Origin of the sequence: Sodalis sp. RH14 (genome assembly GCF_047324285.1) — a bacterium.
Classification (GTDB): domain Bacteria; phylum Pseudomonadota; class Gammaproteobacteria; order Enterobacterales; family Enterobacteriaceae; genus Acerihabitans.
The window spans coordinates 2,369,859-2,393,901 of the sequence record NZ_CP178739.1; the positions used below are offsets into that span (position 1 = coordinate 2,369,859).

The following is a 24,043-nucleotide window of genomic DNA, read 5'->3' on the forward strand; positions in this document are numbered from 1 at the left end:
GCGTGGAAGTGTCGAAAATTTGTTGACCAGAGCGGTCAGCGACGGGCAGGCGGGCGGAGCCGGTTACCCTGAAGAAAGATGAGAACAATATGAAATCAAATGGGCGGTGGGCCGCATCCAGGTTCGGGACATACACGAATAAAGAAACGCGCCGGACTGAGCCGGCGCGGAAAAGAAGATCAGATTCGAAAAGGTATTATTACAGAAAACCTTTTTGCTTAAAGGTGACACGTGTAGCCTCATTCAGGTCAAGAGCATGGAGCCCGGCCGGGCTGATCCAGGCAATATCCTGAAATTCCTCATTAAAAGTGACCTGACGGTTTGCGCTGGCACAGTCAAAAATGAGATAAATCATGTAGATCTCTTCTTTAGTGCCGTCCTGATAGGTCTTCACCCGGACATCGTCCCTAAATGTCCATGGCGTGATACGGGTTATCTGTAGCGCTTCACCCAGTTCTTCTCTGATCTCCCGCCGTAGTGCTTCCTCCATCGTTTCGCCTGGCTCCATACCTCCACCGGACAGCGCCCACTGACCGGGGAATACGCCCCGGTCAGCGGCCATTTTACAAAGTAAATACTCGCCATTATTTTCAATAAGTGGACAGACTATGATCCTCTGACGCATGTAACCTCCGGATGTCATGAATTTTTTCGATAACTTTATCAGATAAACTTTCTACCGTCCCGGGTGACGTGCAGGTGAACACCCATTCCTGTAGAAAAGGGGGGGAAGATTCTGAGAAAATGTCTGATATTCAGAATGCCGCCAAGTATACATTCTGGCTTTACTTTATATTTCCGTGATCGTTTGCACGGCGCTTCGGTGCTGGCCCGAAGTGCAGTCTCCTGGGTGAATAATGCTGTAGCGGAGCGTACCACGGTATTATCCAGTTCATCTGGTCCCCGGATTCCGTTCGCTGAAATAGCTATCACTACCGTTACTGCAGATAACGAAGATATGAAAATCTATGAAGTGGTACCAATTGCTGCTGTTATCGCTAGTACCATAACCGCTAGCGGTCATAAAAGAACGCAGAACGCTACCTTATTCTTGGGGCTAACTCATCGATCAAGTTACTAGGAAAATAATTGTTGCTGTTGTACGTAAAGGAAATGGGAAGACTATTAGCAATGACTAAACGCCCATCACTGTTGAATACGTTATATCAGTGATTGATGATATGGTGACGGAAATTTTGATTTTTCCTAAGGATTAGTTTAATTTTTTCATACGGGGGGTACGCATTCCCCATATTTTATCTTATGACGTAACTCTGCATTAAACAGTGACGAAATATAATATTTTTTGAATGTTATGATTTATTTTTTTAGCAGGCTTTTTTTGCGTAAATCTTATTATCGATACATAACATTTTTGTATAGTTAAAACCCAAGACCAAAAGCATTTCCGTCTTCTTCTGAATGTAAGACCATCAAAAACTTTAATGGAATAAATAACTACTATAGCACGACGCTAACTTGAAGTAAGATTTAGGATTACTAATTGAACGTTACTTATTTGTCGCATTTGCAATGCGTTCATACTCAGTCCTCAGGTGTTCCAGTTTCCGAGGCAACTCTATATGATAGAAATTTTCAGGTAAATTAAAATCATTCGGCTTTAACTTAATTTCATCTAGCATCTTTTCAATAATTCTGTAAAGCGGTAGTTTATGCTCTATCTGATAACGCCTGTAATTGCGTTGCCAGATCATAGAACAAAAATAATCCAGATAAACCCTTCCTTGACGGAAGGGCAAACATTCAAATTTTTCAAGTAGGAAATTATATGCCGGTATGGCCAGTGCTCTGATGCGGGCTGCTTCGGTCAGCGGATCCTTCTGCATCGGTGGTACGGTGGCATTTGACAACCTTGAACGTATGCAAGCGATCGGGTTAAGCACCCTGACTTTATCATTACAGGTTACGTCACCATAATGCTCTGGCAATACTTGAAATAACTCGGTGTTAAGCGCCAATTTTTTACCTATAAAATCATCCGACTCAAAACCAGATGGCCTATCAATAATATCCACAATATTGGGTTCATTGACTTCTGGGTTGAGAAACAGACCGTGCTCATCCTCTTTAACTTTACCGGTGCCTGCATCGATTAGGGCCAGTACAGCCAGAGATGGAGGAGTAAAGGTAGTCTGTATTTCAGCGTTCACATTAAAGATTTGAGCGATGGCTGCGATTCCCTCATTTCGTGCAACATAATCAATATCAATCGAATTGATGAAGGTCATATCCGGCTTCTCTGTGTAAGCATCCATATAAACGGCGAGCCAATACATGACAGCCTGACCACCTACAGTTATGACAGGTGAAGGCAGCTTTTCAGCGTTGCGGATTAAATAGCGATTAAGTTTCACCATCTGTTCATCGGGCGGGATAGCAAGTTTAGACATAAAAAAGCCCATCGTATCAACAATGAGCCTATTATAACTCTCGTACCGTCATGAGATACAATCTATCGGTCAGTAAGTTAAAAGAAGGCCGCCTGGCGCGGATTACGGGCCGCTACAATGCCCTCCGGGCGTTTCTCCATCACGCGTCCTTGAGCTTTACCGCTACGAACAGCTTCAACACGTTCTTGGTAAACCTGCTGATGTCTGATTTTTGCGTCTTTGGCTGACATGATGCTTCTCTCTCAAAACGTATAGGCCATATGCCGTATAGACTAAATATACGCCAATCTACTCTGTCAGACAATGATTATGCAAACAAGAATCGCGGCCACGCTCTCCAATCCGCAATTTGTTTTTACGAGATATTTAGCATTTACGCCAGTTACTTCATCGCCGGTTCGAGCAACCTTGTGCCGAAGCCTAACCTGCACACCCCAGAGTATCCCCCTTCAGCAAGCAACGGGGTATTCCATAAACATACTTATCAGTTTAGCAAAATCACGGGATATTGTCCGTCTTTATCTTGTCAGTTCCCGTCTCGACGAAAAAAAACATTGGTAGAATATGCTAAGTGCAAAATCCTATGAACTTCATTGATGCTAAAGATAATGAAATGAGCGCCTCCCACCTTCCTCAGTTCAGGGCGAGAGCGGTAGCTTATCTTCCGCCATAGTTGTTCAGTAACCACTACCTTTCTGATTGAAAAATAACAGATTCTAAAATGAATAATATGTTGAATTTATCTGGCAGGTTACACTATGCATCTCGTTTAAAACGTAAGGATTGCCCAGATGGCATTGAATATACGGAAGGCCCATTTAGCGGATTCTGTCTTACTTCATAAACTAGGTTTTGAAATCTACAGCACCCACTTCAAGCATCTGTGGGTATCGCATTCTGAAATGAATGATTATCTGGAGCGCGAGTACTCAACCCCTTCACTGGAGTCAAGCCTGTCAGATCCCAAGGTGTGCTGGTACCTGGCAGAAACCGATCAGCCAGTTGGTTTTGCCAAAGTCACATGGGCAGATAAAATTCCGGATACAGAAATGTCAGGCGTGCTACTGAACAAGTTATATCTGGCTTCGAGTGCTACAGGTAAAAATTATGGGAAACAGATATTCGAACATATTGTCAGTCTGGCCCGGCGACGCGGTGAAGGATTTTTGTGGTTAGAAGTTCTTGAGGGCAATGATCGTGCCCGTAAATTTTATGAAAATCTGGGATTCGGTCATATCAAAGATACAAAATTACAAACAGCTTCACAGCAGAGCCTTCTCCACATACTGGGTATTAATATCTGAATCCCTGACAGCTGACTGAAATTCCGCGGAATCTGTAGCAGCCCAGCCTGATGCCTTTTTATAAGCAACTTACAGAGTGTGGAGGTAGCAGATAATGAAGCCCATGCCAGTCAGTGTCGACATTGCCAAGAACGTGATGCAGGTCCATTACGTGGATAAAAATACGGGGAAGGTGTTTAACAAGGCCATTAAGCGCGCGAAATTTATCGAGTTCTTCACCAATCGTCCGCCCTGCCTTATTGGAATGGAGGCCTGCGGCGGCGCACATCACTGGGCCAGACAACTGAGCCGGCTGGGCCATCAGATCAAACTGATGCCGGGCGAATTCGTCAAGGCCTTCAATATCCGTAACAAGAATGATACGGCCGACGCACAGGCTATCTGGCGTGCGGTTCAGCAACCGTGCAAGGCTATAACGGTGAAAAACGAACAGCAACAGGCTATGCTTGCCCTGCACCGGATACGTTCCCAACTGATGAAATTCTGGCTGATGCAGACCAATGCACTTCACGGATTACTCGCGGAATACGGTGAAGTGATGCGTAAGGGGCACGCCAGCCTCGTCAGAAACGTCCCCGAAATATTTGCTCGCCTGTCCAGACGTTTACCGGGCGTGCTCATAGACAGCCCGCGAGCCGGGGCCCTGGGTTACTGACATGCTGAAACGGCGACCGATCAATGTTGTCTCCGTGGCGCTGGCCAACAAAATGGCAAAAATGATATGGGCCATACTGGCTCACGGCAGACCCTATCAAAAGGATCATGCCCTTAATTGAGCCAAAACAGAAGGATGCCAGAGAAGAACGTCAACAGGTTGCGCAGGCAGTGTAAGTAATGACAGAACAAGTCAGACCGTAACTCATCAAGCCTGAAAAAAATATCGAACTCCGGGTTCGCAAAGGTAATTGAGGCGTGAGTCAGCGGATTTCATTAGGGCCAGCAGCCGCTTTCGCAGTTGCGTTAAGACCGGATATATAGCCGCAATCGTCCTGTACGTCACGAAGTACAAAGCCTGGCAAACGGGAGGCGCTCATATATATTTTTTAAAACTGCCAACGGTGATATCGGTGGACAGACCGAGTAGTAACGCGAACGGCAGAAGTATTATCAGAGGGTAAATGCTGACCGGTAAGGCCAGGTATATGATCCATGGTAATACCGTCAAAGGTAGCAGGCTGGCTCTGGCCCGATGATAGACAAACCCGGATTCCCGCCCCGCACCAAAGCGGCGGATATCGCGGCGGACCAGCCCATCCACCAAGCCGACAAACGCCGCCATCGCAAATAATGGTAGGGTCAGGCAGAGCACCAGTACACGCACCATGAACACAAGCACGGTGTAAGCGGCAGCAATCAAATAACTCTCCAGATGGACATAGACCAGACCTAGGTAGTAGCGGAAGTCATGCGTCAGGCTAAGCGCTCCGCTGCTGGCCTGGATTGAGGCATCCCTTATCCACGCTTTTAGCCCATTATTGACAAATAACCAATTGTAGACGCTTTCGATAAGCTCCTGAGCCGTGTGGCCTGGCTCCTTTATCAGTATGCTGCGTGTGAAATGCTCAGAGAATTGAGCCAGTTCGAAGTGCAACATTCTCTGCGCGTGATGCCAGCCCTGCTCCGGCCAGAAGAAATGCATGCCCACGCATTCGATGACGATGCAGAGCAGCAGCGAACCGCTTAGCACGCCGATAAAACGAAAGGGCAGCGTTAGCAGACTTACGACAAGACCCTGCTGTCGCATTTGCTGCTGTTGTGCTGTGATGGCCGGATCTCTCATTACTCCTTATCCTCATCTGCATTCGTCATTTGCAGGAACCCATCAATCAGGTCTGCCGGCAGTTCTGTATTCTGAAGCTGGGGTCCCGCTTGGTGGTCCCACCAGTCGCCGGCTTCGACGTAGCGCTGGCGCATGTAACCGGCCAGTTCCTGTAAATCCTTTGGCATGTCCTCATCGGGATCAGGGGCCGGCAGCGGCATACGCACTTTCCAGAGATTGCCACCCTCAATCAGCGCGAAGCATTGTCCTTTGGGTAGTCCGACGACATGCGCCGGCTCAATCAGCGGTACACTAGTGCTGCTGATGCGGTCCTGGGTGTTGGAGGTAAACGCGGTATTGCCGTGGGGATCTGAACTGTCGGTTGCGCCACTCATCAGTGACGTGGCGTAAACCTCAACTTTTGGCAACTGGCGTGTCAGCAGTTCGGCAGTTGCCGTTTCGCGCACGCGTAACATGAAGAGGTTATTGAAGTTGCCGACCACCTGACCAGCCTTGGCGCGGTTGCCGATGCGTGCTTCGATATCCGAGAGCGTTTGGGTATAAGCCGTGACCTGTATACCGGCGCCGCCACCTTTATTGACCATGGGGATGAACTCATCGCCCATCAGCTCATTGAATTCGTCCGCGTGGACGTTGATGGGTGCTTTGGCGTTGGCCGAGGCATCGGGCAGACCGTCATCAATGCCGAACTTGTAGATGTGGCCGGCTACCGAAACCAGATCGCTGAACATGGAGTTGCCCACGGCTGCGGCGACTTCGGCATCGGACAATGCATCAAGGCCCACGTAGACCACCGCGCGTTTGCGGATAATTTGCATCCAGTCAAAGATCGGGCGTGGGTCATTCAAATCGGCGTAGTCCGGTGCCAGCAACTGCGCGATCTTGCCGGTGGTGAGTTTCTCTAGCAGCGGCAGCAGGCTTGCCACAATCTTGTCGAAATAGGTGCGGTCATAGCGGACAGCAGACCTCAAACCATCCAGCACCGGGTCGTATACACGCACCTGGGACAAATACTGTTCAATGGCGATGATGCGCTTTTCACGCCCGATCATATTACGTGGGATATTCTTGTCGTTGAGCTTGGCTTCGAGTTGGACAATGATGTCCCAGGCCTTAGACTCAGTCTTGGCAAAAAATTGTGCGGCATACTCCATGAAAAGGGCATCAATGTTGATGACGTGACGTTGGATCAGCAGATAGTCGGGGCGCTGCCCCAGTTCGACCAGCGCACGAGCGATGATGTTGACAAAACGCCAGGCAAATTCCCGAAAGGCTGCGCTGTTCCCCTCCCCGGAAAGTTGTCCGGCGATGCGCGTGGCGACCTCCGAGATGCGGCCAAAACGCCCCACCGCGTTATAGCGTGCGGAAATATCCGGCCACCCTAAGTGAAAAACATAAAATTCACCTTCGCGCCCGGCGCGTCTGGCTTCTACGTACATCCTTTTCAGCAAATCAGCGTCGCCTTTGGGATCGAAGACGATGACCACCTCGTGCTCGCCTTGGGCATTTTTGCGCAGGATATCCTGGGTAATGAACAACTCGGCCAGCCGCGTTTTCCCCACGCGCGTCGTGCCCAGCACCAGGCTATGCCCGACGCGCTCGCCCAGGGGTAATGTGACGTCAATCTCATTGGGTTCAATGCCGTGTAGTCGAGGCATACCCCCGACCGGGGGCAGCGGTCGTACAGGGTTAAAGGGTGTATCCCAGGACGTCAGTCGCGCGAGCCGGGAAAGTGGGAAGGGGGCAAACTCCAGTCGTTCCTCAAGGCGCCGGGCCAGGAGGTAGGGTGTCGTGGGTTCCACGTAACGGCGAAACTCTGGCCGATAGGTCTGCATCAGCCGGTGGGTGTGCCGCTGGTCCCAGCGAAAGCCCCGTCCGACGAACAGCCTTTGCTGGCTTACCGGCACGTCGCGGCTGGTCATCATGTAGCGAGGCAAGCGGCGGATATTGCGGCGGTAACGCAGGATGGTCCAGGCATCACGAAAGCGGATGATACCGAAGGTCAGGAAAGCCAGTGCGGAGCCGTGGCCGAGTAGCGGGCTCAGCGCGAGCGACCACGGTGCCACCAGGCACAGCGTCGCGGCGGCGGCGCAGATCGCCACGGTATACAACTCCACCGCGGGGCGTAGCAAAACTTCAACGGAATGGGCCATAGCACGTACTTCACGTCAGGGTTCGATGCCGGTGGCGGTGATGAGCACCGGGTAGTGGCGAATGCCGAGCCGCTGGGCCAGGTCGTCGGCGGAAACGGGCGAAAGCGTAAGATCTTGTGCCATATGCCTTAGTACGGCCAGTGCCTCGGGGGTGTCCACGTTGACGACCAGGCCTATAGCATTGAGTTCGTTCAGCGCTTCACGATGCTGTTGCAACCAGGTGCGCGAGCGTTCGTCATCGCCGATAAGGAAAAGCGGCGACAGGCCGGGTGCGCGAATAATACGTTGCGATTCTACACCAGGTGAAAGCAACTTAGAGCGTACCGGCAGCATGGATGCCTCGGCATCGGCCTGGCCACCCCTGTGTGGGGCCGGTTCATGATTTTCTGATGGTGCTAGTTCCTGAGGGGCGAGCGCCCGGTAATAGGGGAGCGCTGAGACACCTCCGCGATCTTCCACGACGTTTAGGTGTGTAGAGGGGGATTGGGCAAAGGCGGTCATGGATGACAGCAGCCAGGTGAGCAGCAGGCACAATATTTTCTTCATGGTGTAATACTCCGCGCAGAAGTCAGGGATATTCCGGGGCCAAGGACACGCGCAAGATGCTGGTTGACGCTACGACGGTAGCGCGCAGCGGGGGCGCCGCCAGCGGGGCGGTGATAACGTCCGATAGCAAGTAACCAGTCCTCACCGGGGGTATGCTGCTCGCGCAGGATTTGTGCGGCGATCGCGAGATTTCGGTAGGGATTGAGTATATCGCAGGGGCCGTTGTAGCGATGGGCCTGGTAACCCAGGTTGACTTGTGCAAGACCGGCGTCAATACGGTTGGCAGGAACCCGGGATAACGCCCGGCGAATGCCGGCACAAGCATCGGCATGGGTGGCATAAAGCTCGGCGCGGCCAGCGACATTGAGTGTCCACGGCCAAGGCACAATCTTTCCGCGAAGCCGGGTACCGCTTTCCTGCAGGGCAACGGCGTAGAGAACCGGAGACGGCACGCCCATCTGCTGTGCGGCGAGCTGGTATGCCGGTGGTGGTATCTCCAGGGCGCGGCCGGTTCCGGTGCCAAGCGTCAGCAGCAAAGCCGCTGTTGCCGCCCGGAGTCGGTATGTGGTGCTTACTGCCGCTGCCATTGGCCGTTCACCTCGCGCACTACCGCAGGCAGGTTGCCGGGCAGGCTAAGCGAGAGCCAGCGGCCGCCATCGTGGTTGAGCGTGATAGTACGATCACGCACTTTCACCGGGTCGATACCGGCCTGCGTCGCCCACGTGCGGATGCGCTCATCGTCCTGCCGGCTGCCGACCATGTAAATATCCATAGTCGTCCCTGCGGCCTGTAATTGCTGTACGCGCTGTTGGCAGGCTGGACAGTTCGCTTTGATAAACACCGCCAGCCGGTCAGAGCCCGTGTTGCCGGTATCGGGCGATGGAGCGCCAGGCAAGTTCACGCGCTGCTGGCCGGGGAACAGCCTTAACCAGGCAGCATCATAGGCACGCTGATAGGCCAGGATCTTCTCCACGCGGCGGGCTTCTGCTCGCGCCTGCAGCTCGGCGTAATGGTCCCGCTCTTCATCGCTGCGCGCTTCTATGCCGAGTGCGGTCAGCGGATCGAGGTTGGGCGACCAGATACCGAGCGGTCCCTTCATCAGTTCCCGGTAACGTGTCCATTCTTCTGGGCGCAGCCCCCAGTCCTGCGCTTGGCGTTCGTCAGAGACGGTATCCATACTCGGACGAAGTTGGCTAGGGATCAGGCGAGAAGGGATGGTCGCCATAGGTTGTGCCGTAGTCTGGCCAGCGCCAAAAAACATGAGACTGGCAACGAGCGCGGCAGCGGAAAACAGTCGCGGAGCCATGGGTTACTCCCGGGACAGCGGCACGCGCCGCGCCTGTCCGCCGGCGCGGAACAGCGCGGCGTCGGCCTCAATGGATTGCAATATCCAGCCACTCTCGGCGTCGCCCTGGCGCAGGAGGCGCACATCGTTAAGTGTTGTCGATGTCAATGGAGCGACCGACAGCAGGCGCTCGCCGCCGCGGAGCTCCATCTCGACCACGCGAAACGGTAGATTCGGCACCGTAGGTTTCGAGGCCTTCGCTACCGGGCGGCGCACTGCTGCGACCGGGGCGGGTTTCTGGAAAGCACCGGCGAAGCGCGCGAGTGATTCAACGCGGTCCTGGAGCGCTTTAAGGTCACTGACCTGCACAATGGCGGCATGCGCCTGCTCAAACTGGTCAATACGCGCCTGAAACGCCTGACGCGTTCTGGTGAACTCGGCGCGGGTGACCGGCTTCGGCTGGCGTTTATCTGCGTCGACCTGTCGCTCGATATCTGCCAGCCGTTTGGCCATATCCTCGGCTTTGGCGTCCAGGGCCGCGGTCTGTTGCTGATGATCCTGGCGCGTGACGCCGACGGTATTGATGATCGTAAGAAAACTGATGGTGAACAGCCAGACGACAGCTGCGATCTTCAGCCAACGTGAGTGGCGATCCTGTCCGGCCTCGTTTTGTTGAATGTTCATGGTTGCTGCTTCCTGGGCGGCGATCCATTCCCCGATACCGACTGTGCGTCTTTAAACGGGGAGAGTACATCGGCTCCTGCTCGACCGGCGATGTCACCATTTATGTGCTCTGTTGCAACATGCCGATCGAAACAGACCTTCCGGTTCGCGTTGTCTACAGAAAGGTCCCAGGCCGGACCGACCAGCATCAGCAGTGCGTCGCGCAGTTGTAAGGGGCCGAAGCGAAAATGAGCGGCAGGCAGTGGCAGTGCATACAACGATGCGGTTTCGGGCGTGTGGCAAAGCTGGTAACCGGTGCGCATCAGCACATGTCGCAGGGCATAGCCTACGTTGGCATCAAATGTGGACGGCACCGAAACGGCGACGACCTGCAACAGCAAATCACGCTGGGCAGGTTGGGGCACGAGTTCAACAAGGGTATAGCGCCCGTAGCGGACGACAGGTACGAATTCCGGGCCGGATCGGGCTACCACTTTTGGTGTGTCCCGTGGCGGAGTGGGAGAGATGGCGGACGTTGGCGCAGTCGTACATCCCGCCAGTAACCCGGCCGTGAGCGTCAGGCCAACCAGACAGGCGTTCTTTGCGTCGCTGGGGGAGAAAAAAACTGGTGGCATAGTGTGATTCCCTTGGTCTTTTATCCCACTTTCGCAGGCGGGTGCGGCGATGGCAGCAGACAATGGGAAACCCGCCTTGCCCGCTTTTAGTCGGGAAAAAACGGCCTCCGTAGAGGCCGCCATTCACAGCATCCGGCTCAGGCTGTGACGAGTTGTCGAGCGAACGCCACTTCCACCGAATCACCTTACTGGTTGGGGGCGTCCAACCCGGACTCAGGTACGACTCCTGACGTACTTGCGGGCAAGCCGGGGGAACATGATAGCCATGGATATCTCCTGAAAGGCTTGGGATAAGTCGAGGGCATGCACGGTGCGCATGCCCGTAGAAGTAGCTTCAACTGACACGCCGAATCTGCTTGCCTGAAGTCAGTTCGTGATCAACTGCACTACGTGTGTCGTTGCGGATCAAATCGGCGAGTAACTTGGTGATAACCGGGATATCAAGCACAAGTCGATGGCCTTTCAACGGCCCTAGGGCTACGGGAAGCCGTACCAGCATTTTTTGCTGCTGCAAAAGCCCCAGCACTGTGGCGCGCCAGTGGTCGAGTAAGGGCAAGGGGCAGGTGTCCTGCACCAGCGTCCACAGCCTGCCGGGCCGGTGAGCGGACTCGCCGGGCAGCAGCGCCTGCGCCTTGTCATTGGCCTTGTCGGGCTTCACGCAGCGGCTATCTAACAGCCACAGGTTGACCATGGAACCGAACAGCGTACGCCGGCCCATCCTCGTCGCTGCCCAGGATGGGCCGGGCGAGGAACTGCTGGAGCGCGGTATCCCGCGCCCAGACGGACAGGAAAACAAGGTTGCCACGCTTGTCGCCGACTCAGCCGTCGGCCATCAGGTCGGGGCATTCGTAGATTCGGTAGAGCGATTGGGAAGGAGTGGTTGCAGGCATGGTAGTGTCCTTTGGATGAAAGCAAGGGACAGCACCGCCGCCGGGGCAGACGCTGTCCCGTGGGATGAAAAAATTGAGTCCAGATCGAACGGGGGATCAGGTCCGCATCGTCTTGGCAGGTGCAATCTGTGTACGCCGACGCGCATGGTAGGCACGCACGCCTTTACGCCACTCGCGCGATTGCTCCGGCGCCATGGACAGGTAGCCTTGTGGGCACGAGTAGTAGAACGGGTGCATCGACTCATCCATCGACTTGTAACCCCAGCCTGAGCCGGAGCCCTGCAGCAGGTAGCAGGCGATGAACATAATGGACTGCCCGATATCGAGACCAAGCGCGTCCGGCTGCTTGGCCGTGATCCGAACGACCGACCACAGCACGTTGCCGCGCAGGGTATGGGCGATCGTTTCGTAACGCACGGCTTCGCTCTCATCCGGTTGCGTCAGCTTGTGGATCAGCTCGCTGCGGGTCCAGTGTGAAAAAGTCCAGCTCATGAGGGGTCTCCTTGAAAAAAAGCTGGAGTCCCTCCCCGTCGGGGAAGAACCCCGCGGGTGATGAAATGCCGCATGTGCGCGGCGATGGAGCCAAGTGCAGTCTTCAATACGAACCGCAACCGGCCGGGCAGCAACCCAATTCGATCCCGTGCGTGCAATAGCTGTTTTCTGCATTCCAGTCATGGGTTTCCTGCCTCTCGGCAGGTGTCGCGTAGCTCCATTCCTCTTTTGCGATTTGCAGGGCCTGCGCGCGCTGGTATTCGGGCAAATGACCAATTCGCACATCAATCATCGAACTGAAGCGGTCAACGTAGTAGTCGTAAGACAGACCGCAACCATGATTGGCTTGCGCGCCTGTGGATTTACAGACAGCTCGCCACGCTGGTTCATCGAGCGCGGAACGGTTCTCTTCGATAGGCTGCGAAGATGTGTTGCATGCGATTGTTGACATGATGAAGACCTCCAGAATGAAACCAGAGTCCTCCCCCGCGCGTGGGGTAAGGAACCCCGGCGGGTGGATGAATAATACCGCGAATGCGGCGTCGAAGATCACGCAGGTTGCCGTTCGGCCTCGCGGCTCCACGCTTGCGTCTTGAAGTCCAGCGCGTAGCCCAGCGCATCCAGTCGCGCAATCTGCGCGCGCAAGGTGCGCCGGTCGATGGTCGAGCCGAGTTTCACCGACTCACCCAGCGGCCAGAGCGTGCCGGACAACGTGGCATCGTCGCTGCCGGGGCTGCCAGAAGTGGCAACTGCTGAAGACGGTGCGCCCACGCCGACGGGTGTGGTATCGATCAGTGGATCCATCGTTCCCAACAGGGGAGCAGGTTCGGACTGGAGGGAGGCAGCATGCGTTATCCACGAGGTGCCCTGTTCCTCGTCAAGCGGATCGACTTCCTGGGAAGTGAAGTTTTCAACTTCGTCCCGGCTCAGCGCATCGAGCACCGGAAGGGTCATTCCGACCAGGTAAACGCAGATCTCAAACCCAACCCAGCGGCCAGCCGTGAACACATGCGGGGACATGTAACCGATGACGAAATCCCCTTCGTGTTTATCTTCCGGGTATTGTTCAAGTTCCGCATCTTTGACCTCGAACTTTCCAACCGGAGTGATGAGCTTGCCAACGATGAAAGGACCATTGCGGCCATGGATGGTGCGGACCATGAGTTGGCCTGGGTCGGTGATCGGTGAATCAGCCAGCTTGGGGGGTGAATCTGGTCGTCATAACGGCTCTCCTTTGGATGTTGGAAGTGGTGCGGGTAAGGCACCTGAAGGAAAAAGTGGACCCTGCCCGCAACGGGCAAGGTTCGTGTTGCATTCAGGCTTTCAGTTGGCGCATGCCTTCGGCCAACATCCACAAAGCTCGGTTGAGCCGCAGGTTCTGGTCGATACCCTGCACCCGCCGTGTCCGCTGTCGATGGCCATTGGCCGATCGACCAGGCAGACCGCCTTTGATGAGGTTCTCCTGGATTCTGTTGAAGATTGACCAGAGATCGGAGTTCCGATCACCGAAACGCCGCGGGCTTAGCAACTGGTTTTCCGCGATGGGTGCGGGCTTGTCGGGGTCGTCGTATCTGAGTGCCAGCGCAGAACGCGCGAACACTTCCGACTCACCCTCGTCGAGCGCGATGGAACGCATTGCATCACGCGACTCCCCCACACGCTCGAAGTCCTGCAGCACCGTATAGGCGCCTTCGATCACCTGGTCGGCCACGTTGCCTTTGTGGGGTACGCGTACCTCTGCGAACATATCGCCGCAGACCAGACCATTCTGGCAAACGAACCTCAGCATCCCAGCGAGCATCTGGTACGAACTCGTACCATCGTGGGAATTGAGCAAAATCACCTCGTTGGCCTCAGAGGTATTGATCTGGCTGGCGTGGCGAAGACGAATCATGTGCTTGGTGTATTCGCGGCGGTCTTCATGACGTACGCGGGTCTGGCAGACCATGAAGGGTTCGAATCCTTCACTGCGTAGTTCCGTCAGGACGGCGGAGGTCGGTATGTAGCTGTACCGCTCGGAACGGCTTTCATGCGGGTTCTCCGCAAAGATGGAAGGAGCTACTGCGCGGATCTGGTCATCCGATAGAGGATGATCGGCACGCAGTATTGGGGTACGTGAGGCGAAGCGAGATGCGAGTTGCATGGCTAACTCCTTGAGGATTGATCAAGCGATATCGACTGGCGTAGGACCAGGCGAGTACGCTTACGGGGAACAAACCTGCAATGCAGGACCAACCAAGGACTGGTTAAGGGATTAAAACATCCGAGTTTCAGCAGTATCGATAAGGATGAATACCGATGGTCGTAATAGGTACGATAGCGCGGTGATGATTGAAAACTGCGGTCTACTCCGGCTCAAAGACGCCGGCGTGAGATGAGTAAGCAGCACTGTATCGCATGGTGATTGCGATAAAGGAGCGGAGGATAAAGGATAAGGCCCCTGGGTGGGGGCCTTCGATCAGAATGATTCTGCTACGGTCGATACGGAGGTATCAGCGGCAGCTTCGGTAGTAGCTTCCCCAGCAGGAGTGGTGGGTTCGAGCTCTTCCTGAGATATCGGTGCAACGGAAGTCGCAGGGGTTTGCGTTTCCTGCTCGTCGGTATAGATCGACTTTGTCTCGGCTTTATAGACCTGCTTGCCATCGACCTTGATCCAATTGATGAAAAGCAAGCGGGCTTTGAGACTTACGCCTTGTTCGCCGGCACGCTTCCCCTTGGAATAAGTGAAGGTGTCGGTCCATAGGTCGCCGAGGCGGAACCCGATCATCACTTTCTTCTCCGCCTCAACGGCGTCGATGCAGCGACGAACCAGGTGCTGCGCTTCCGAACCCGATACACGCGTATCGAAACGTACATATGAGACGTCATCGCTGGGACCATTTAGCGCGGCAATGTCGCAGGCCAGAAAGGTATCGCCTTTCTTGGGTTTCACTTCGCGGACACGATTGAGATATCCGAGACCGGTGATGTGCAGATCGAAGAAAGATTTTTCGTTGGGTGAGATAGTCATGGTGATCTCCAGGCTTGGGGACAAATAAGCGGGCACACTTGCCCCTGACGGGAAGGGCGTAACACCGCGGTGGGTTTCAGGTAATAAGGCAAGCATCGCCACCTACAAGCCGGTGGTCGTTCGCGCAAGGATGCGGTGCGAACTGGTTCGGTCACACGGTGAACCGTGGGCAACTTCAAAGACCGAAAGCTGCCTGGCATGTCGCTGACATCATCAGCGGAACATGGTTGAAGCGTGCCGTATGTTTCGCTTGGGAACGACCAAGAATCGGCACTACCCGGTGTCCGTATTCATGGTGGAATACGCCCATCTTGAGCAGAAAAAAGCCCCCTGCTGTTGGGGGCTTTATGACGAGTAAACGTCAACTGTGGGGGACAATACGAGTTGACTTGCGATTGCCAGAAATAACTTCTACTTTGATATGCTTCCAGGTACCGTCATCGATCAGCCGTTCCAGCGTTTCTCCTAGCAGGTCGAAGTAAATTTCATCTACCCGCTCGACCAGTTTTTCACCGCGACGCAATTCAAGCGCGTAGAGGTCATCTGTACGCTCGTATAGCACGGTGATACGGCCCTCAAACTTCGCCGTGGAAACGGTAAAACTGATGGCCGGCGGTGTTGCGATGATATCTTTAGGCAACGGATCGACCCAGGCGAAGTCCCGGGCACCGGCATCGACCAGCAGGTGCGTAATGCGACGATAATGATCGGGTGCCGGCAACTCTTCCAGTTGCTGAATGAGAGCCTGTAACTCCGGACAACGCGGCTCGGGGACTGGCAACTTCGCGGGTGCGGACCCAAGCATGAACGTCTTCATGGTGTAAGGCTGGCCGTTCGCCGCGAACTCGGTGCGTTCTTCGGGCGTGTCTGCCCGCAGGCCATCGAAGCGGCGCCTGGCATAGGGTTCGACCCGTACCTTAACGCCCTGGGCTGGCACCTCGGTGACGAGCGCCCGGTCGAGCACCGCGAATTCGGCCCGGCCCGTCTTGATGACGATAGCCTCGTCGGTCCTGGCAATGACCTTGCCTTCGAACGGCTTGGGGTCGATGTAAAAACCCAGTGTCGACACCTTGGGCTGGCCGTCGAAGATGTTGAATCTGAAGCTGCGGACATTGGATGGTATATGACCGTCAACCAGCGTCGGCATCTGTGCGCGAATGGTTGAATGATCCATAGGGACTCCTTGTGGAAACCAAGGGGCACCCGTCCTGCAAGGGAGGATGCCCTTGAGGGGTGAGTAACAAGACGCGAAATGCGTCGAAGAGGATTAAGGTCGGCGCGACAAATCGCGTCGTAGTCTTGAAGACCGGGACTACCTGGGCATGCTGCCGGCAACGCCAGCGGACATAAGATGAGGATTCGTCATACTCTGGCTGCGGTCATCGGAAAAATGGAACGGCAGTGACACCGGATTCCTGAAAAGAAAGAGCCCCGTTTGGGGATCATGGATCACTCATCTTCATACAGCGTCAGACCGTCCAGTAGCGGGGCGTCGGCATCAAACACCAGCATGCGAACGTCGGCCATGGCGGCCAGGTGGAGTACCTCGATGAGGCATTCCGGTACGCCTTTCTTCCGCTGCTTTAGCCGCAACCACTCGGCGGTTATGCCGTCGACCTTCTGCAGGTTTTCATTCGTCCAGGGTGTGGCAATCAGTTTGACACCGATCACAGGGCTGTACGGAATGCGAAAAGCAACGAACATGAAGTTGCTCGGTGTGCCGTAGTCAGCCAGCTCGGTCAGGTAACGGTCAGCTTCTTCGGTGAGGTGAGCGGAACTGATTTCCCAACAGCGGCTGTAGACTCCCGTCTCAAACCGCAGGTGCCGCACCACTTCACGGGCGTTTTCCTCCGAGTAAGTGTCGCCTACATGCACTTGTTGACCACCGATATTATCCGCGGTGACGGCGTAGACCGCCGTTCTGACAATACCTTCGATTTGGCACTGGGCCTCCAGCTCTTCGCGCACGTCCTGGCCTTCGGTGATGAGTGCGAAATCCTTGCCGAACAGGCAGGGGAACAGTGCGACTTGGTCATCGCGAAGATGTGCCTGGCTGAGATGCAACGGGCGCCAGACCGGTGGGCAGTCATCTGCGTAAGTAATGAGCAGTGTTCGTTCAATACGCGGGCGCTGATAGCCGCGGTTGAAGGGGTTGACGATTTGTGACATGGGATTTCTCCAGCAGAGTATGGCCGGGGCAATTCCCTGTTAGGGATTGGATCCCCCTGCCGTTGGGTGAGTGAAAGTTGTTGTTTGCAAGGGTGTGGCTTCAGGTGCGCAAGGCGAAGCCAGCCCATGCGAACATGGTATCTGTATGAGAAAATCAGACGCCAGATGGCATCGGACAGGTGGAAGAGAACCCGGCTATGCACCGAAGTCAGCTGGATCGCCCAGTGCTTTAAGCACATCGATCAAACCGTCGTTTGCGAGGACGAATAATTCGTTGTACTCGTCCCCAGTAGGCGGTTTCTCCAATTGGTTGAGATGTGCATCAAGGTCGAGAATTCTTTGTCGAACGCCAAGGGCAACAGCCAGCGGCGATTCGATGTCTTCGTTATCGAAGGTCTCCCCTAACGCAGTGAGCACCTTTCGGGGGGACAACGTGATGGCGAAGCATTCGTAAACCTCCGGCACCGGGCAGTGACAGACGGCTTCGGCGGGCTTGTCACCGATTGAGAAATGCGTGATCTCGTCGTCGGTGGCGCCTTCGGTGTCAAAGTTAACCACCGCGATCTGCGGCAGCGGCATGTGAGACGGCCAGTCCTTGACGATAATGGATTGGACTAGGCCGCCTTCGAGGACGATGGCAAAGGATGGATTTCGGGACATGTATGTTGCTCCTGTAGAGAAGACGGAGGGACATACCATCCCGGAGGGACGTATGCCCCTCGCGGACGTTGAGAAGATAAGAAGCATCGGCGCTTTGGGAGCGCGCGTCCGCAGAATGATGCTGGGGCGGACTGGCAGGTCATTTGGGATTCCCCCAAGCGCAACCTGAAGACCCTGGCTGCGGGCAATCTGCCGACAATGTCAGCGACTATGCGACTCAGCTTCGGTCTTTCGGCCGTAGCTGTCGTGGTGAAAAGGGAAACTGGTGGTTCCGGATTCAGCATGCACCTATTCCATGGGTTGCCTTGCGTGGTAGAACCGTGGAAATTTCACATGAACAGAATCGTTTGTGCGCTGTACCTGTTCGGTGAACTCGGTTATATCCACAGATTGGGCATGTCTGGTGCGAGGTGTGCAAGTACAACGCATGGTTTGATTTTGATTAACCCTCCCGCGAGGCTGGGTGGTTCGGGAAAGCAAAAGAAAAAGAGCCTGAAGACCGTCTGGTTTGTTACCCCCAACAGGTCATGGTGGATACTCACTTAATACCATTAGCTTTAATTGCCGATACTGGCAGTAGTTGAAACTTTTGTGGGTCTGACGTAGGACTCAAGATCAATGAAACACCGATGAACGCATTGATGGCAGCGGAGTTATCGCCGAAAATCAAAAACTCCAGTGATGATTTAAGAACACCATTTTTATTGAACGCTGATTCAATCGCTAGGCGTTCGGCCAGGATGGCATTAATGCCTGAATGAAGAATATCCGTGGGAATACCCTGGTGCCATTCCGCTTGGCTGAGTAATTCATTGTGCCAGCCGGTTTTTTTTAATTGTGCGATGGCAGCATTCAGACGGGCTACATCGCTGAGAGCCGGACCAAAACCCGAACATGCCTCCCATAGATATTGCAATTTGTTAGCCAGATGAGACTGTGGTCCGTTCTTTTTCCCTAAATTTTGCAGCAACAATATTTCGGCGGCGACTTCTCTGGGGAAACGTTTTTGCCGCTGTGCGCCTTCAAGCCAGCGCATCAAAAACATATGGTCGGAGACTGCATTGCCCGCGCGCCCATCCTGCCGTGCTAAATTCAGCGCCACCAGGGCACAAAATGAAAAATGAGCTAAAAAACCAGCAATCTCTTCTGTTAGATCCTGATTTTGTTGTGACGACATACTTTTTCCTTACATTAACTCAGCATGAGATGTTTTTATCTGAAGCCGGTATTGTACGGAGACTCAAGGCAGGTATAAACCACCAATCTGGGCATTCTCCTCTCGGGAGGATATTTAACAGTATATAGAAAATCTCATGAAAGAGATTAAATGTCACACTTAAGGGGCGATGAAACATCCTGCCTTGTCGCCAGAACAGTCCAAAAATAATCACACAGTCCTTTATTTTGATGCTGCTTGTAGGTCGCAGATGGCATTTAACTGAAGATTTGGTTGGAAAATAATTGGCCATAGAACCGCGAACCTTGTGCGGCGACGTGAAAAGTAAGAGATAATCGGAACAGGATGCTGGGGGCTAGAGCCCCCAGCGGAAGAACAAGACACCACCCGTGGGCTGTGGCAGGCGCTGGGCCGTCGGTAGAGCCTGGCGCTGCGTCAGCGTTCGCACCCGACCCGTTTCGTGGTTGGGGTCGGTATCGTTCGGCGCACATCCGCGCACAAAAGGAGCCCATTTTTTCACCGGCGGGCACCGGCAATGAACACCATCGTCCCCGAAGGGTCTCTTGGTCTCTCGCGTGCAAGCGACCAGGAGACCCTTCGGTTCAGACGTGGAATACGCAGATCAACAAGCCGCGTGCGTGCGGCAGGACTGAAACAAACCTTCATCCACCCGGCGGCATGAGGCGCCGGAAGGGACATGCCATTGCAGAAGGCGGGGACATGCTTGGTATGCCCCGTGGGATGCGGGGCAAGCCGCGGGACATCGCGGGCGTGGCGGTCATCTGGCGTAGTCAGGACGTCTTGGCCGTGCGCCGCCGCTTTCGTGCGGCGGCGGGGCGCTGGCCATCGACGGCGATGGTGCCCTGGCAGTCGGGGTAACGGCTGCAGGACCAGAACGGCCCGCTCTTGCCGGTGCGCTGGCGCGTGGCGGCGCCGCACTGCGGGCAGGCAGGCCCTTGAGGGAGCTTGATCGACAAGGTAGTGTTGCGGTACTGCGAGATCAATTGCGAGATCCACGTGGACTGCTTTTCGAGGAAGACATCGAGCGTGAATTGGCCGGCTTCAATCATGTCCAATGCCTGCTCCCACACAGCGGTGGTGCCGGGGTCGGCGATCGCGGCGGGTACCGTGTCGATCAGGGTGAAGGCGGCATCCGATGCACGGATGGCGCGACCCTTCTTCAACAAATAGCCGCGACCCAGCAGGCCGCTGATGATGTTCGCACGCGTCGCTTCGGTGCCGATACCGACCGTGTCCTTGAGCTTCTGCTTCAATCGCGGGTCGGACACCAGTTTGGCGACTCCCTTCATGGCCTTGACCAATTCGCCCTGCGTATACGGGCGGGGCGGCAGTGTCTTGAGCGCCTTCAGATCGACGCCGGTCACGTGGCAGGACAGTCCCTGGTGCAGCGCGGGCAGCACTTGGCTGCGGGGCGCCGCTTCTTCGCCGATGTCCTCCGGCTGCGGCTCGGCCAGCACCAGGCGCCAACCCGGCACGACAATCTGCTTGCCGACCGCTTGCAGTGCCTGATCGGCGCATGAGAGACGCGCCGTCGTGCGATCGAATTCGTGATGCGGCAGGAACTGCGCCAGGTAGTGGGCACGGATCAGCCGATAGACGGCCCGCTTCTTGTCGCTCATAGCCGACAGGTTCGCCGGTTCGAGCGTGGGAATGATGCCGTGGTGCGCGGTGACTTTGCCATCGTTCCAGGCGCGCGAGCGCTGGGTCCGGTCGAGCTGGTCGATCACTGGCCGAAGGGACGGGTCGGTCTTGAGCAGACTGTCGAGGACCGTGGGCACGTCGGCCCGCATGCTCTCCGGCAGATATCCCGAGTCCGAGCGCGGATAGGTGGTCGCTTTGTGCGTCTCATAGAGCGCCTGGGCGATGTCCAGCGTCTCCTGCACGTCCAGGCCCAGTTGCCTGGAACAGACCTCCTGCAATGTGCCCAGGTCGAATGGCAGCGGCGGCGCTTCGCGGACACGTTCAGTTTCGACGTCATCCACCTGAGCGCTGCCGGCAGTGCGGAGTTGCTGTGCGGCCTGTTGTGCAATGGATTCCTGCAGACACCGGCCGGCCTGGTCGGAACATGCCTCGGGAGCCAGCCACTGTGCGGTAAAGGACTGCCCGGCGGCGGAAAGCGTAACGCCGATAGACCAGTACGGCACGCAGACGAAACGGGCGATTTCGCGATCGCGATCGACGACCAGCTTCAGCGCCGGTGTCTGCACGCGGCCGACCGACAGCACGCCATCATAGCCGGCCCGACGACCCAACAGGGTGAACAGCCGGCTGAGGTTCATGCCGACCAGCCAGTCCGCGCGCGAGCGGGCGAGGGCGGAGTGGTACATCGGCAACGTTTCGGCTGAAGGTCTCAGCGCACTGAGTGCCTTGCGGATGGAGGCATCGTTGAGCGCCGATAGCCACAGGCGCTGGATTGATCCGCGATAACTGCACAGGTCTATGAGTTCTCGGGCGATCAGCTCACCCTCGCGGTCGGCGTCGGTTGCGATCACTAACTCGGTAGCCTTGGCCAACAACGCCTTGACGGCCTTGAATTGCGTGGCGGTCTTGGGTTTGACCTCGACCTGCCACCGCTCGGGAATAATGGGAAGCTGTTCGATAGTCCAGTGTTTGTACTGTTCACCATAAACTTCCGGGGGTGCGGCTTCGATCAGATGGCCGATGCACCAGGTCACGACGATACCAGGACCGTTGTAGCAACCGGCCCCGCGTTGTTTCGCGCCCAACACCCGTGCGATGTCTTTGGCCTGTGACGGTTTTTCGCACAGATAAATTCGCATTTGAACTCCGGTATACAGGTGAGTGACACGATGCGTTCTACTTTGTGCGATAAAAGTTACCGGCGCAGCAATAAACGGGGATCTGACAATCACCATATTTTCTTTGACCTTTGGACGTCCGCTCGCGTTTGAAGCCCATGCCAAGGATGAATCCAGATAGATTTATTCAATTGTGGGCCAAATTGAATATTCTGAAGTATCAGTCTCCCTGAAAAAAAACGGTACGAAACGACTTGATAATTTTAGGGTTTAGATATTACTGTAAATATATACAGTTTTTAGTAGATCTTAACGTGAAAATTATAAAGACGACGGAATGACTTGCAGCAGTGAAGCGACTTTTTAATTGAGCGTGTTCAGTGCGGATTTCCCAGCCCGGCTCAGGACCAGGTGGAGGAGCGGATCGATTTAAATAATCGGATTATTCGGCATCCCAGCGCGACGTATTTTATTGAGATCAGTGGGGATTGCATGGTGGACGCGGGTAACGCTATATATTAATCGGCTTATATCGTCAATCACCAACTCACTAGTTAAACCATCGGCAAGGAGACATTTCATGAGCCTACTCACCAAAGCAATGGTATTTCAAGCCCTCCACTCCAGAAGTGAACCTTTGATCCTACCCAACGCCTGGGATGCTGGTAACGCACGACTGCTGACGTCACTAGGATTTGAAGCCCTCGCCACAACCAGTGCTGGTTTTGCATTTAGCCTCGGCGTACGTGATTCAGAGGGGTTACTTTCGCGCAGTCAGATAATAGAGAATGCCAAAAATATTGTCGAGGCGACCGATTTGCCTGTAAGTGCTGATTTAGAAAACGGATTCGGAGATTCTGCCGAAGAGGTTGCCCACACCATTCGTATAGCTGGCGAAGCCGGTCTGGTTGGCGGGTCAATCGAGGACGGAACAGGAAAAATAGATCGCCCTGTCTACGAGTTCAATCATGCGGTTGAGCGTATCAGTGCTGCGGTTGAGGCAGTTAAAGCTCTGCCGTTCCCTTTCATGCTAGTGGCTCGAGCTGAAAACTTTAGCGTTGGCATAAACGATCTGGATGACACAATCCTCAGACTTCAAGCTTTCGAACAAGCCGGCGCCGATGTGCTTTATGCTCCAGGTCTGCCTGACCTAGAATCGATAAAAACGCTGTGCGGAGCCCTCCATAAACCGGTCAATGTAGTGATGGGACTTTCCGGCTCCAATTTCAATGTGGCTGAGCTTGCCGATGTCGGCGTGCGACGGATAAGCGTCGGCAGCTCATTCGCTAGAGCAGCGCTCGGCGGCCTATTACGCGCGGCACAAGAGGTGAAAGATAAGGGCACTTTCACCTTTGCAAATGAAGCCATTCCTTTCACGGCTATCAATAATCTGATGAAGTCTCTTGACTGAGGTCGCACGCATACCCCACATCGACTTCAAGGGCATCAACATATGGACAGCTAATCGGTAATCAAGTTGCCGAAATTACTCCCTGACTAACAGGATGAATATCGAGCCTCCGAGATATTTCTTGTCGATTTTCTATTCCACATAAATGCGGTTATGTCCAACCGAGTGATGACTCTTCTTGAAGAGATGGCGCCTGTGCTGGAAATCTATTCTATCAACGAGGCTTTTTTGAACCTCACCGGGGTATGTGATTGCCTGCGGTTGTAGAATTTTGGCCGGGACGTACGGGCACGTATTTTAAAAGAGACCGGGTTAATCGTCGGGGTGGGGGTTGCACAAACCAAACCCTTGGCCAAACTGGCCAACTACGTCGCAAAAAAATGAGTAAAGACCGAAGGCGTTGTGGATCTCACCGATCCGGTGCGGCAGCAAAAGCTGCTGGCACGGGTCCCTGTGAAGGCAGTCAGGAGGTGGGCCGGCGGATCAGCAAAAAGCTTGGGGCGATGGGCATCGCGAATATGCTTTAACTGGCGGAATGCGCGCCAGGCTTCATCCGCAAGAATGTCAACGAATATTGGAACAGACCCTAAGGGAACTGCGGGTAAGCCATGTTTAGCTCTGGTGGAGTTTGCGCTCACCAAGTAGCAAATCGTCTGTAGCCGTTCCTTCGGTACGTG

The 24,043-nt window shown here is 54.7% G+C and carries 22 protein-coding genes and 3 pseudogenes; 4 read left to right on the top strand and 21 right to left on the bottom strand.

Going from position 1 to position 24,043, the window contains the following annotated elements:
• Window positions 1-199 precede the first annotated feature (199 nt).
• The 3 genes from nudI to ACL2XQ_RS10835 form a co-directional block, all read right to left on the bottom strand.
• On the bottom strand, window positions 200-625 hold the full coding sequence (gene nudI, locus ACL2XQ_RS10825) for a nucleoside triphosphatase NudI (protein ID WP_413730152.1): 426 nt from the start codon (window positions 623-625) through the stop codon (window positions 200-202).
• An 886-nt stretch (window positions 626-1,511) separates the two neighbouring features.
• Window positions 1,512-2,411: a hypothetical protein gene (locus ACL2XQ_RS10830; RefSeq protein ID WP_413730153.1), complete on the bottom strand. Its 900-nt coding sequence runs from the start codon at window positions 2,409-2,411 to the stop codon at window positions 1,512-1,514.
• 77 nt (window positions 2,412-2,488) lie between these two features.
• Window positions 2,489-2,641 carry a hypothetical protein gene (locus tag ACL2XQ_RS10835; protein WP_165934093.1) on the bottom strand — a complete coding sequence of 51 codons (153 nt, stop codon included), beginning with the start codon at window positions 2,639-2,641 and terminating at the stop codon, window positions 2,489-2,491.
• Between the two features lie 561 nt (window positions 2,642-3,202).
• On the opposite strand from ACL2XQ_RS10835, the gene ACL2XQ_RS10840 reads away from it, so the two are divergent.
• A complete protein-coding gene (locus tag ACL2XQ_RS10840) occupies window positions 3,203-3,715 on the top strand; it encodes a GNAT family N-acetyltransferase (protein WP_413730154.1) in 513 nt (170 codons plus the stop codon).
• 94 nt (window positions 3,716-3,809) lie between these two features.
• Window positions 3,810-4,491, top strand: a pseudogene (locus ACL2XQ_RS10845) (IS110 family transposase).
• Between the two features lie 254 nt (window positions 4,492-4,745).
• Here ACL2XQ_RS10845 and ACL2XQ_RS10850 read toward each other — a convergent pair.
• From ACL2XQ_RS10850 to ACL2XQ_RS10935, 18 genes and pseudogenes are all read right to left on the bottom strand, one after another.
• On the bottom strand, window positions 4,746-5,495 hold the full coding sequence (locus tag ACL2XQ_RS10850; protein WP_413730155.1) for a TIGR03747 family integrating conjugative element membrane protein: 750 nt from the start codon (window positions 5,493-5,495) through the stop codon (window positions 4,746-4,748).
• Window positions 5,495-7,648, bottom strand: coding sequence for a type IV conjugative transfer system coupling protein TraD (gene traD, locus ACL2XQ_RS10855; RefSeq protein ID WP_413740355.1), 2,154 nt, complete (start codon window positions 7,646-7,648; stop codon window positions 5,495-5,497). Before traD ends, ACL2XQ_RS10850 begins: the two co-directional genes overlap by 1 nt.
• Before the next feature lie 15 nt (window positions 7,649-7,663).
• Window positions 7,664-8,194, bottom strand: a complete 531-nt coding sequence (locus ACL2XQ_RS10860; RefSeq protein WP_413730157.1) for an integrating conjugative element protein — start codon at window positions 8,192-8,194, stop codon at window positions 7,664-7,666.
• The gene (locus tag ACL2XQ_RS10865; protein ID WP_413730158.1) at window positions 8,191-8,781 is read right to left on the bottom strand and encodes a lytic transglycosylase domain-containing protein; all 591 of its coding nucleotides are present in this window, start codon (window positions 8,779-8,781) and stop codon (window positions 8,191-8,193) included. The genes ACL2XQ_RS10860 and ACL2XQ_RS10865 overlap by 4 nt, the downstream gene beginning before the upstream one ends.
• Window positions 8,766-9,500 carry a TIGR03759 family integrating conjugative element protein gene (locus ACL2XQ_RS10870; RefSeq protein WP_413730159.1) on the bottom strand — a complete coding sequence of 245 codons (735 nt, stop codon included), beginning with the start codon at window positions 9,498-9,500 and terminating at the stop codon, window positions 8,766-8,768. Before ACL2XQ_RS10870 ends, ACL2XQ_RS10865 begins: the two co-directional genes overlap by 16 nt.
• Before the next feature lie 3 nt (window positions 9,501-9,503).
• A complete protein-coding gene (locus ACL2XQ_RS10875; RefSeq protein ID WP_413730160.1) occupies window positions 9,504-10,163 on the bottom strand; it encodes a hypothetical protein in 660 nt (219 codons plus the stop codon).
• A complete protein-coding gene (locus tag ACL2XQ_RS10880) occupies window positions 10,160-10,777 on the bottom strand; it encodes a PilL N-terminal domain-containing protein (protein ID WP_413731051.1) in 618 nt (205 codons plus the stop codon). The genes ACL2XQ_RS10875 and ACL2XQ_RS10880 overlap by 4 nt, the downstream gene beginning before the upstream one ends.
• A gap of 334 nt (window positions 10,778-11,111) precedes the next feature.
• Window positions 11,112-11,667: pseudogene (locus tag ACL2XQ_RS10885) on the bottom strand (hypothetical protein).
• Window positions 11,668-11,763: 96 nt separating this feature from the next.
• Complete coding sequence (locus ACL2XQ_RS10890) at window positions 11,764-12,159, bottom strand: hypothetical protein (RefSeq protein WP_413730161.1); 396 nt, start codon at window positions 12,157-12,159, stop codon at window positions 11,764-11,766.
• Between the two features lie 103 nt (window positions 12,160-12,262).
• Complete coding sequence (locus ACL2XQ_RS10895; protein ID WP_413731052.1) at window positions 12,263-12,610, bottom strand: hypothetical protein; 348 nt, start codon at window positions 12,608-12,610, stop codon at window positions 12,263-12,265.
• A 98-nt stretch (window positions 12,611-12,708) separates the two neighbouring features.
• A complete protein-coding gene (locus ACL2XQ_RS10900) occupies window positions 12,709-13,356 on the bottom strand; it encodes a DUF3275 family protein (RefSeq protein WP_413733197.1) in 648 nt (215 codons plus the stop codon).
• Between the two features lie 118 nt (window positions 13,357-13,474).
• The gene (locus ACL2XQ_RS10905) at window positions 13,475-14,302 is read right to left on the bottom strand and encodes a DUF932 domain-containing protein (RefSeq protein ID WP_413730164.1); all 828 of its coding nucleotides are present in this window, start codon (window positions 14,300-14,302) and stop codon (window positions 13,475-13,477) included.
• A 315-nt stretch (window positions 14,303-14,617) separates the two neighbouring features.
• Window positions 14,618-15,169, bottom strand: coding sequence for an STY4534 family ICE replication protein (locus ACL2XQ_RS10910; protein WP_413730166.1), 552 nt, complete (start codon window positions 15,167-15,169; stop codon window positions 14,618-14,620).
• A 361-nt stretch (window positions 15,170-15,530) separates the two neighbouring features.
• A complete protein-coding gene (locus ACL2XQ_RS10915; RefSeq protein ID WP_413730168.1) occupies window positions 15,531-16,343 on the bottom strand; it encodes a GTPase in 813 nt (270 codons plus the stop codon).
• 275 nt (window positions 16,344-16,618) lie between these two features.
• Window positions 16,619-17,338, bottom strand: coding sequence for an ABC transporter substrate-binding protein (locus tag ACL2XQ_RS10920; protein WP_413730169.1), 720 nt, complete (start codon window positions 17,336-17,338; stop codon window positions 16,619-16,621).
• Between the two features lie 195 nt (window positions 17,339-17,533).
• Entirely contained in the window at window positions 17,534-17,998 is a 465-nt protein-coding gene (locus ACL2XQ_RS10925) for a hypothetical protein (protein WP_413730171.1), read from the bottom strand.
• A 538-nt stretch (window positions 17,999-18,536) separates the two neighbouring features.
• Window positions 18,537-19,175 carry a DUF2913 family protein gene (locus ACL2XQ_RS10930; protein ID WP_413730172.1) on the bottom strand — a complete coding sequence of 213 codons (639 nt, stop codon included), beginning with the start codon at window positions 19,173-19,175 and terminating at the stop codon, window positions 18,537-18,539.
• Window positions 19,176-19,966: 791 nt separating this feature from the next.
• The gene (locus ACL2XQ_RS10935; RefSeq protein WP_413730173.1) at window positions 19,967-21,976 is read right to left on the bottom strand and encodes a DNA topoisomerase III; all 2,010 of its coding nucleotides are present in this window, start codon (window positions 21,974-21,976) and stop codon (window positions 19,967-19,969) included.
• Between the two features lie 345 nt (window positions 21,977-22,321).
• Between ACL2XQ_RS10935 and ACL2XQ_RS10940 the strand changes: the two are divergent.
• Window positions 22,322-22,462 (top strand): annotated as a pseudogene (locus ACL2XQ_RS10940) (S24 family peptidase); the annotation flags it as partial.
• Between the two features lie 73 nt (window positions 22,463-22,535).
• The gene (locus ACL2XQ_RS10945) at window positions 22,536-23,366 is read left to right on the top strand and encodes an isocitrate lyase/PEP mutase family protein (protein WP_413730175.1); all 831 of its coding nucleotides are present in this window, start codon (window positions 22,536-22,538) and stop codon (window positions 23,364-23,366) included.
• The last annotated feature ends 677 nt before the right edge of the window (window positions 23,367-24,043 follow it).

Bases quoted from the DNA above. Each gene is read 5' to 3' on its own strand.
- nudI (WP_413730152.1), bottom strand. From the start codon at position 625: ATGCGTCAGAGGATCATAGTCTGTCCACTTATTGAAAATAATGGCGAG.
- ACL2XQ_RS10830 (WP_413730153.1), bottom strand. From the start codon at position 2,411: ATGTCTAAACTTGCTATCCCGCCCGATGAACAGATGGTGAAACTTAAT.
- ACL2XQ_RS10835 (WP_165934093.1), bottom strand. From the start codon at position 2,641: ATGTCAGCCAAAGACGCAAAAATCAGACATCAGCAGGTTTACCAAGAA.
- ACL2XQ_RS10840 (WP_413730154.1), top strand. From the start codon at position 3,203: ATGGCATTGAATATACGGAAGGCCCATTTAGCGGATTCTGTCTTACTT.
- ACL2XQ_RS10850 (WP_413730155.1), bottom strand. From the start codon at position 5,495: ATGAGAGATCCGGCCATCACAGCACAACAGCAGCAAATGCGACAGCAG.
- traD (WP_413740355.1), bottom strand. From the start codon at position 7,648: ATGGCCCATTCCGTTGAAGTTTTGCTACGCCCCGCGGTGGAGTTGTAT.
- ACL2XQ_RS10860 (WP_413730157.1), bottom strand. From the start codon at position 8,194: ATGAAGAAAATATTGTGCCTGCTGCTCACCTGGCTGCTGTCATCCATG.
- ACL2XQ_RS10865 (WP_413730158.1), bottom strand. From the start codon at position 8,781: ATGGCAGCGGCAGTAAGCACCACATACCGACTCCGGGCGGCAACAGCG.
- ACL2XQ_RS10870 (WP_413730159.1), bottom strand. From the start codon at position 9,500: ATGGCTCCGCGACTGTTTTCCGCTGCCGCGCTCGTTGCCAGTCTCATG.
- ACL2XQ_RS10875 (WP_413730160.1), bottom strand. From the start codon at position 10,163: ATGAACATTCAACAAAACGAGGCCGGACAGGATCGCCACTCACGTTGG.
- ACL2XQ_RS10880 (WP_413731051.1), bottom strand. From the start codon at position 10,777: ATGCCACCAGTTTTTTTCTCCCCCAGCGACGCAAAGAACGCCTGTCTG.
- ACL2XQ_RS10890 (WP_413730161.1), bottom strand. From the start codon at position 12,159: ATGAGCTGGACTTTTTCACACTGGACCCGCAGCGAGCTGATCCACAAG.
- ACL2XQ_RS10895 (WP_413731052.1), bottom strand. From the start codon at position 12,610: ATGTCAACAATCGCATGCAACACATCTTCGCAGCCTATCGAAGAGAAC.
- ACL2XQ_RS10905 (WP_413730164.1), bottom strand. From the start codon at position 14,302: ATGCAACTCGCATCTCGCTTCGCCTCACGTACCCCAATACTGCGTGCC.
- ACL2XQ_RS10910 (WP_413730166.1), bottom strand. From the start codon at position 15,169: ATGACTATCTCACCCAACGAAAAATCTTTCTTCGATCTGCACATCACC.
- ACL2XQ_RS10915 (WP_413730168.1), bottom strand. From the start codon at position 16,343: ATGGATCATTCAACCATTCGCGCACAGATGCCGACGCTGGTTGACGGT.
- ACL2XQ_RS10920 (WP_413730169.1), bottom strand. From the start codon at position 17,338: ATGTCACAAATCGTCAACCCCTTCAACCGCGGCTATCAGCGCCCGCGT.
- ACL2XQ_RS10925 (WP_413730171.1), bottom strand. From the start codon at position 17,998: ATGTCCCGAAATCCATCCTTTGCCATCGTCCTCGAAGGCGGCCTAGTC.
- ACL2XQ_RS10930 (WP_413730172.1), bottom strand. From the start codon at position 19,175: ATGTCGTCACAACAAAATCAGGATCTAACAGAAGAGATTGCTGGTTTT.
- ACL2XQ_RS10935 (WP_413730173.1), bottom strand. From the start codon at position 21,976: ATGCGAATTTATCTGTGCGAAAAACCGTCACAGGCCAAAGACATCGCA.
- ACL2XQ_RS10945 (WP_413730175.1), top strand. From the start codon at position 22,536: ATGAGCCTACTCACCAAAGCAATGGTATTTCAAGCCCTCCACTCCAGA.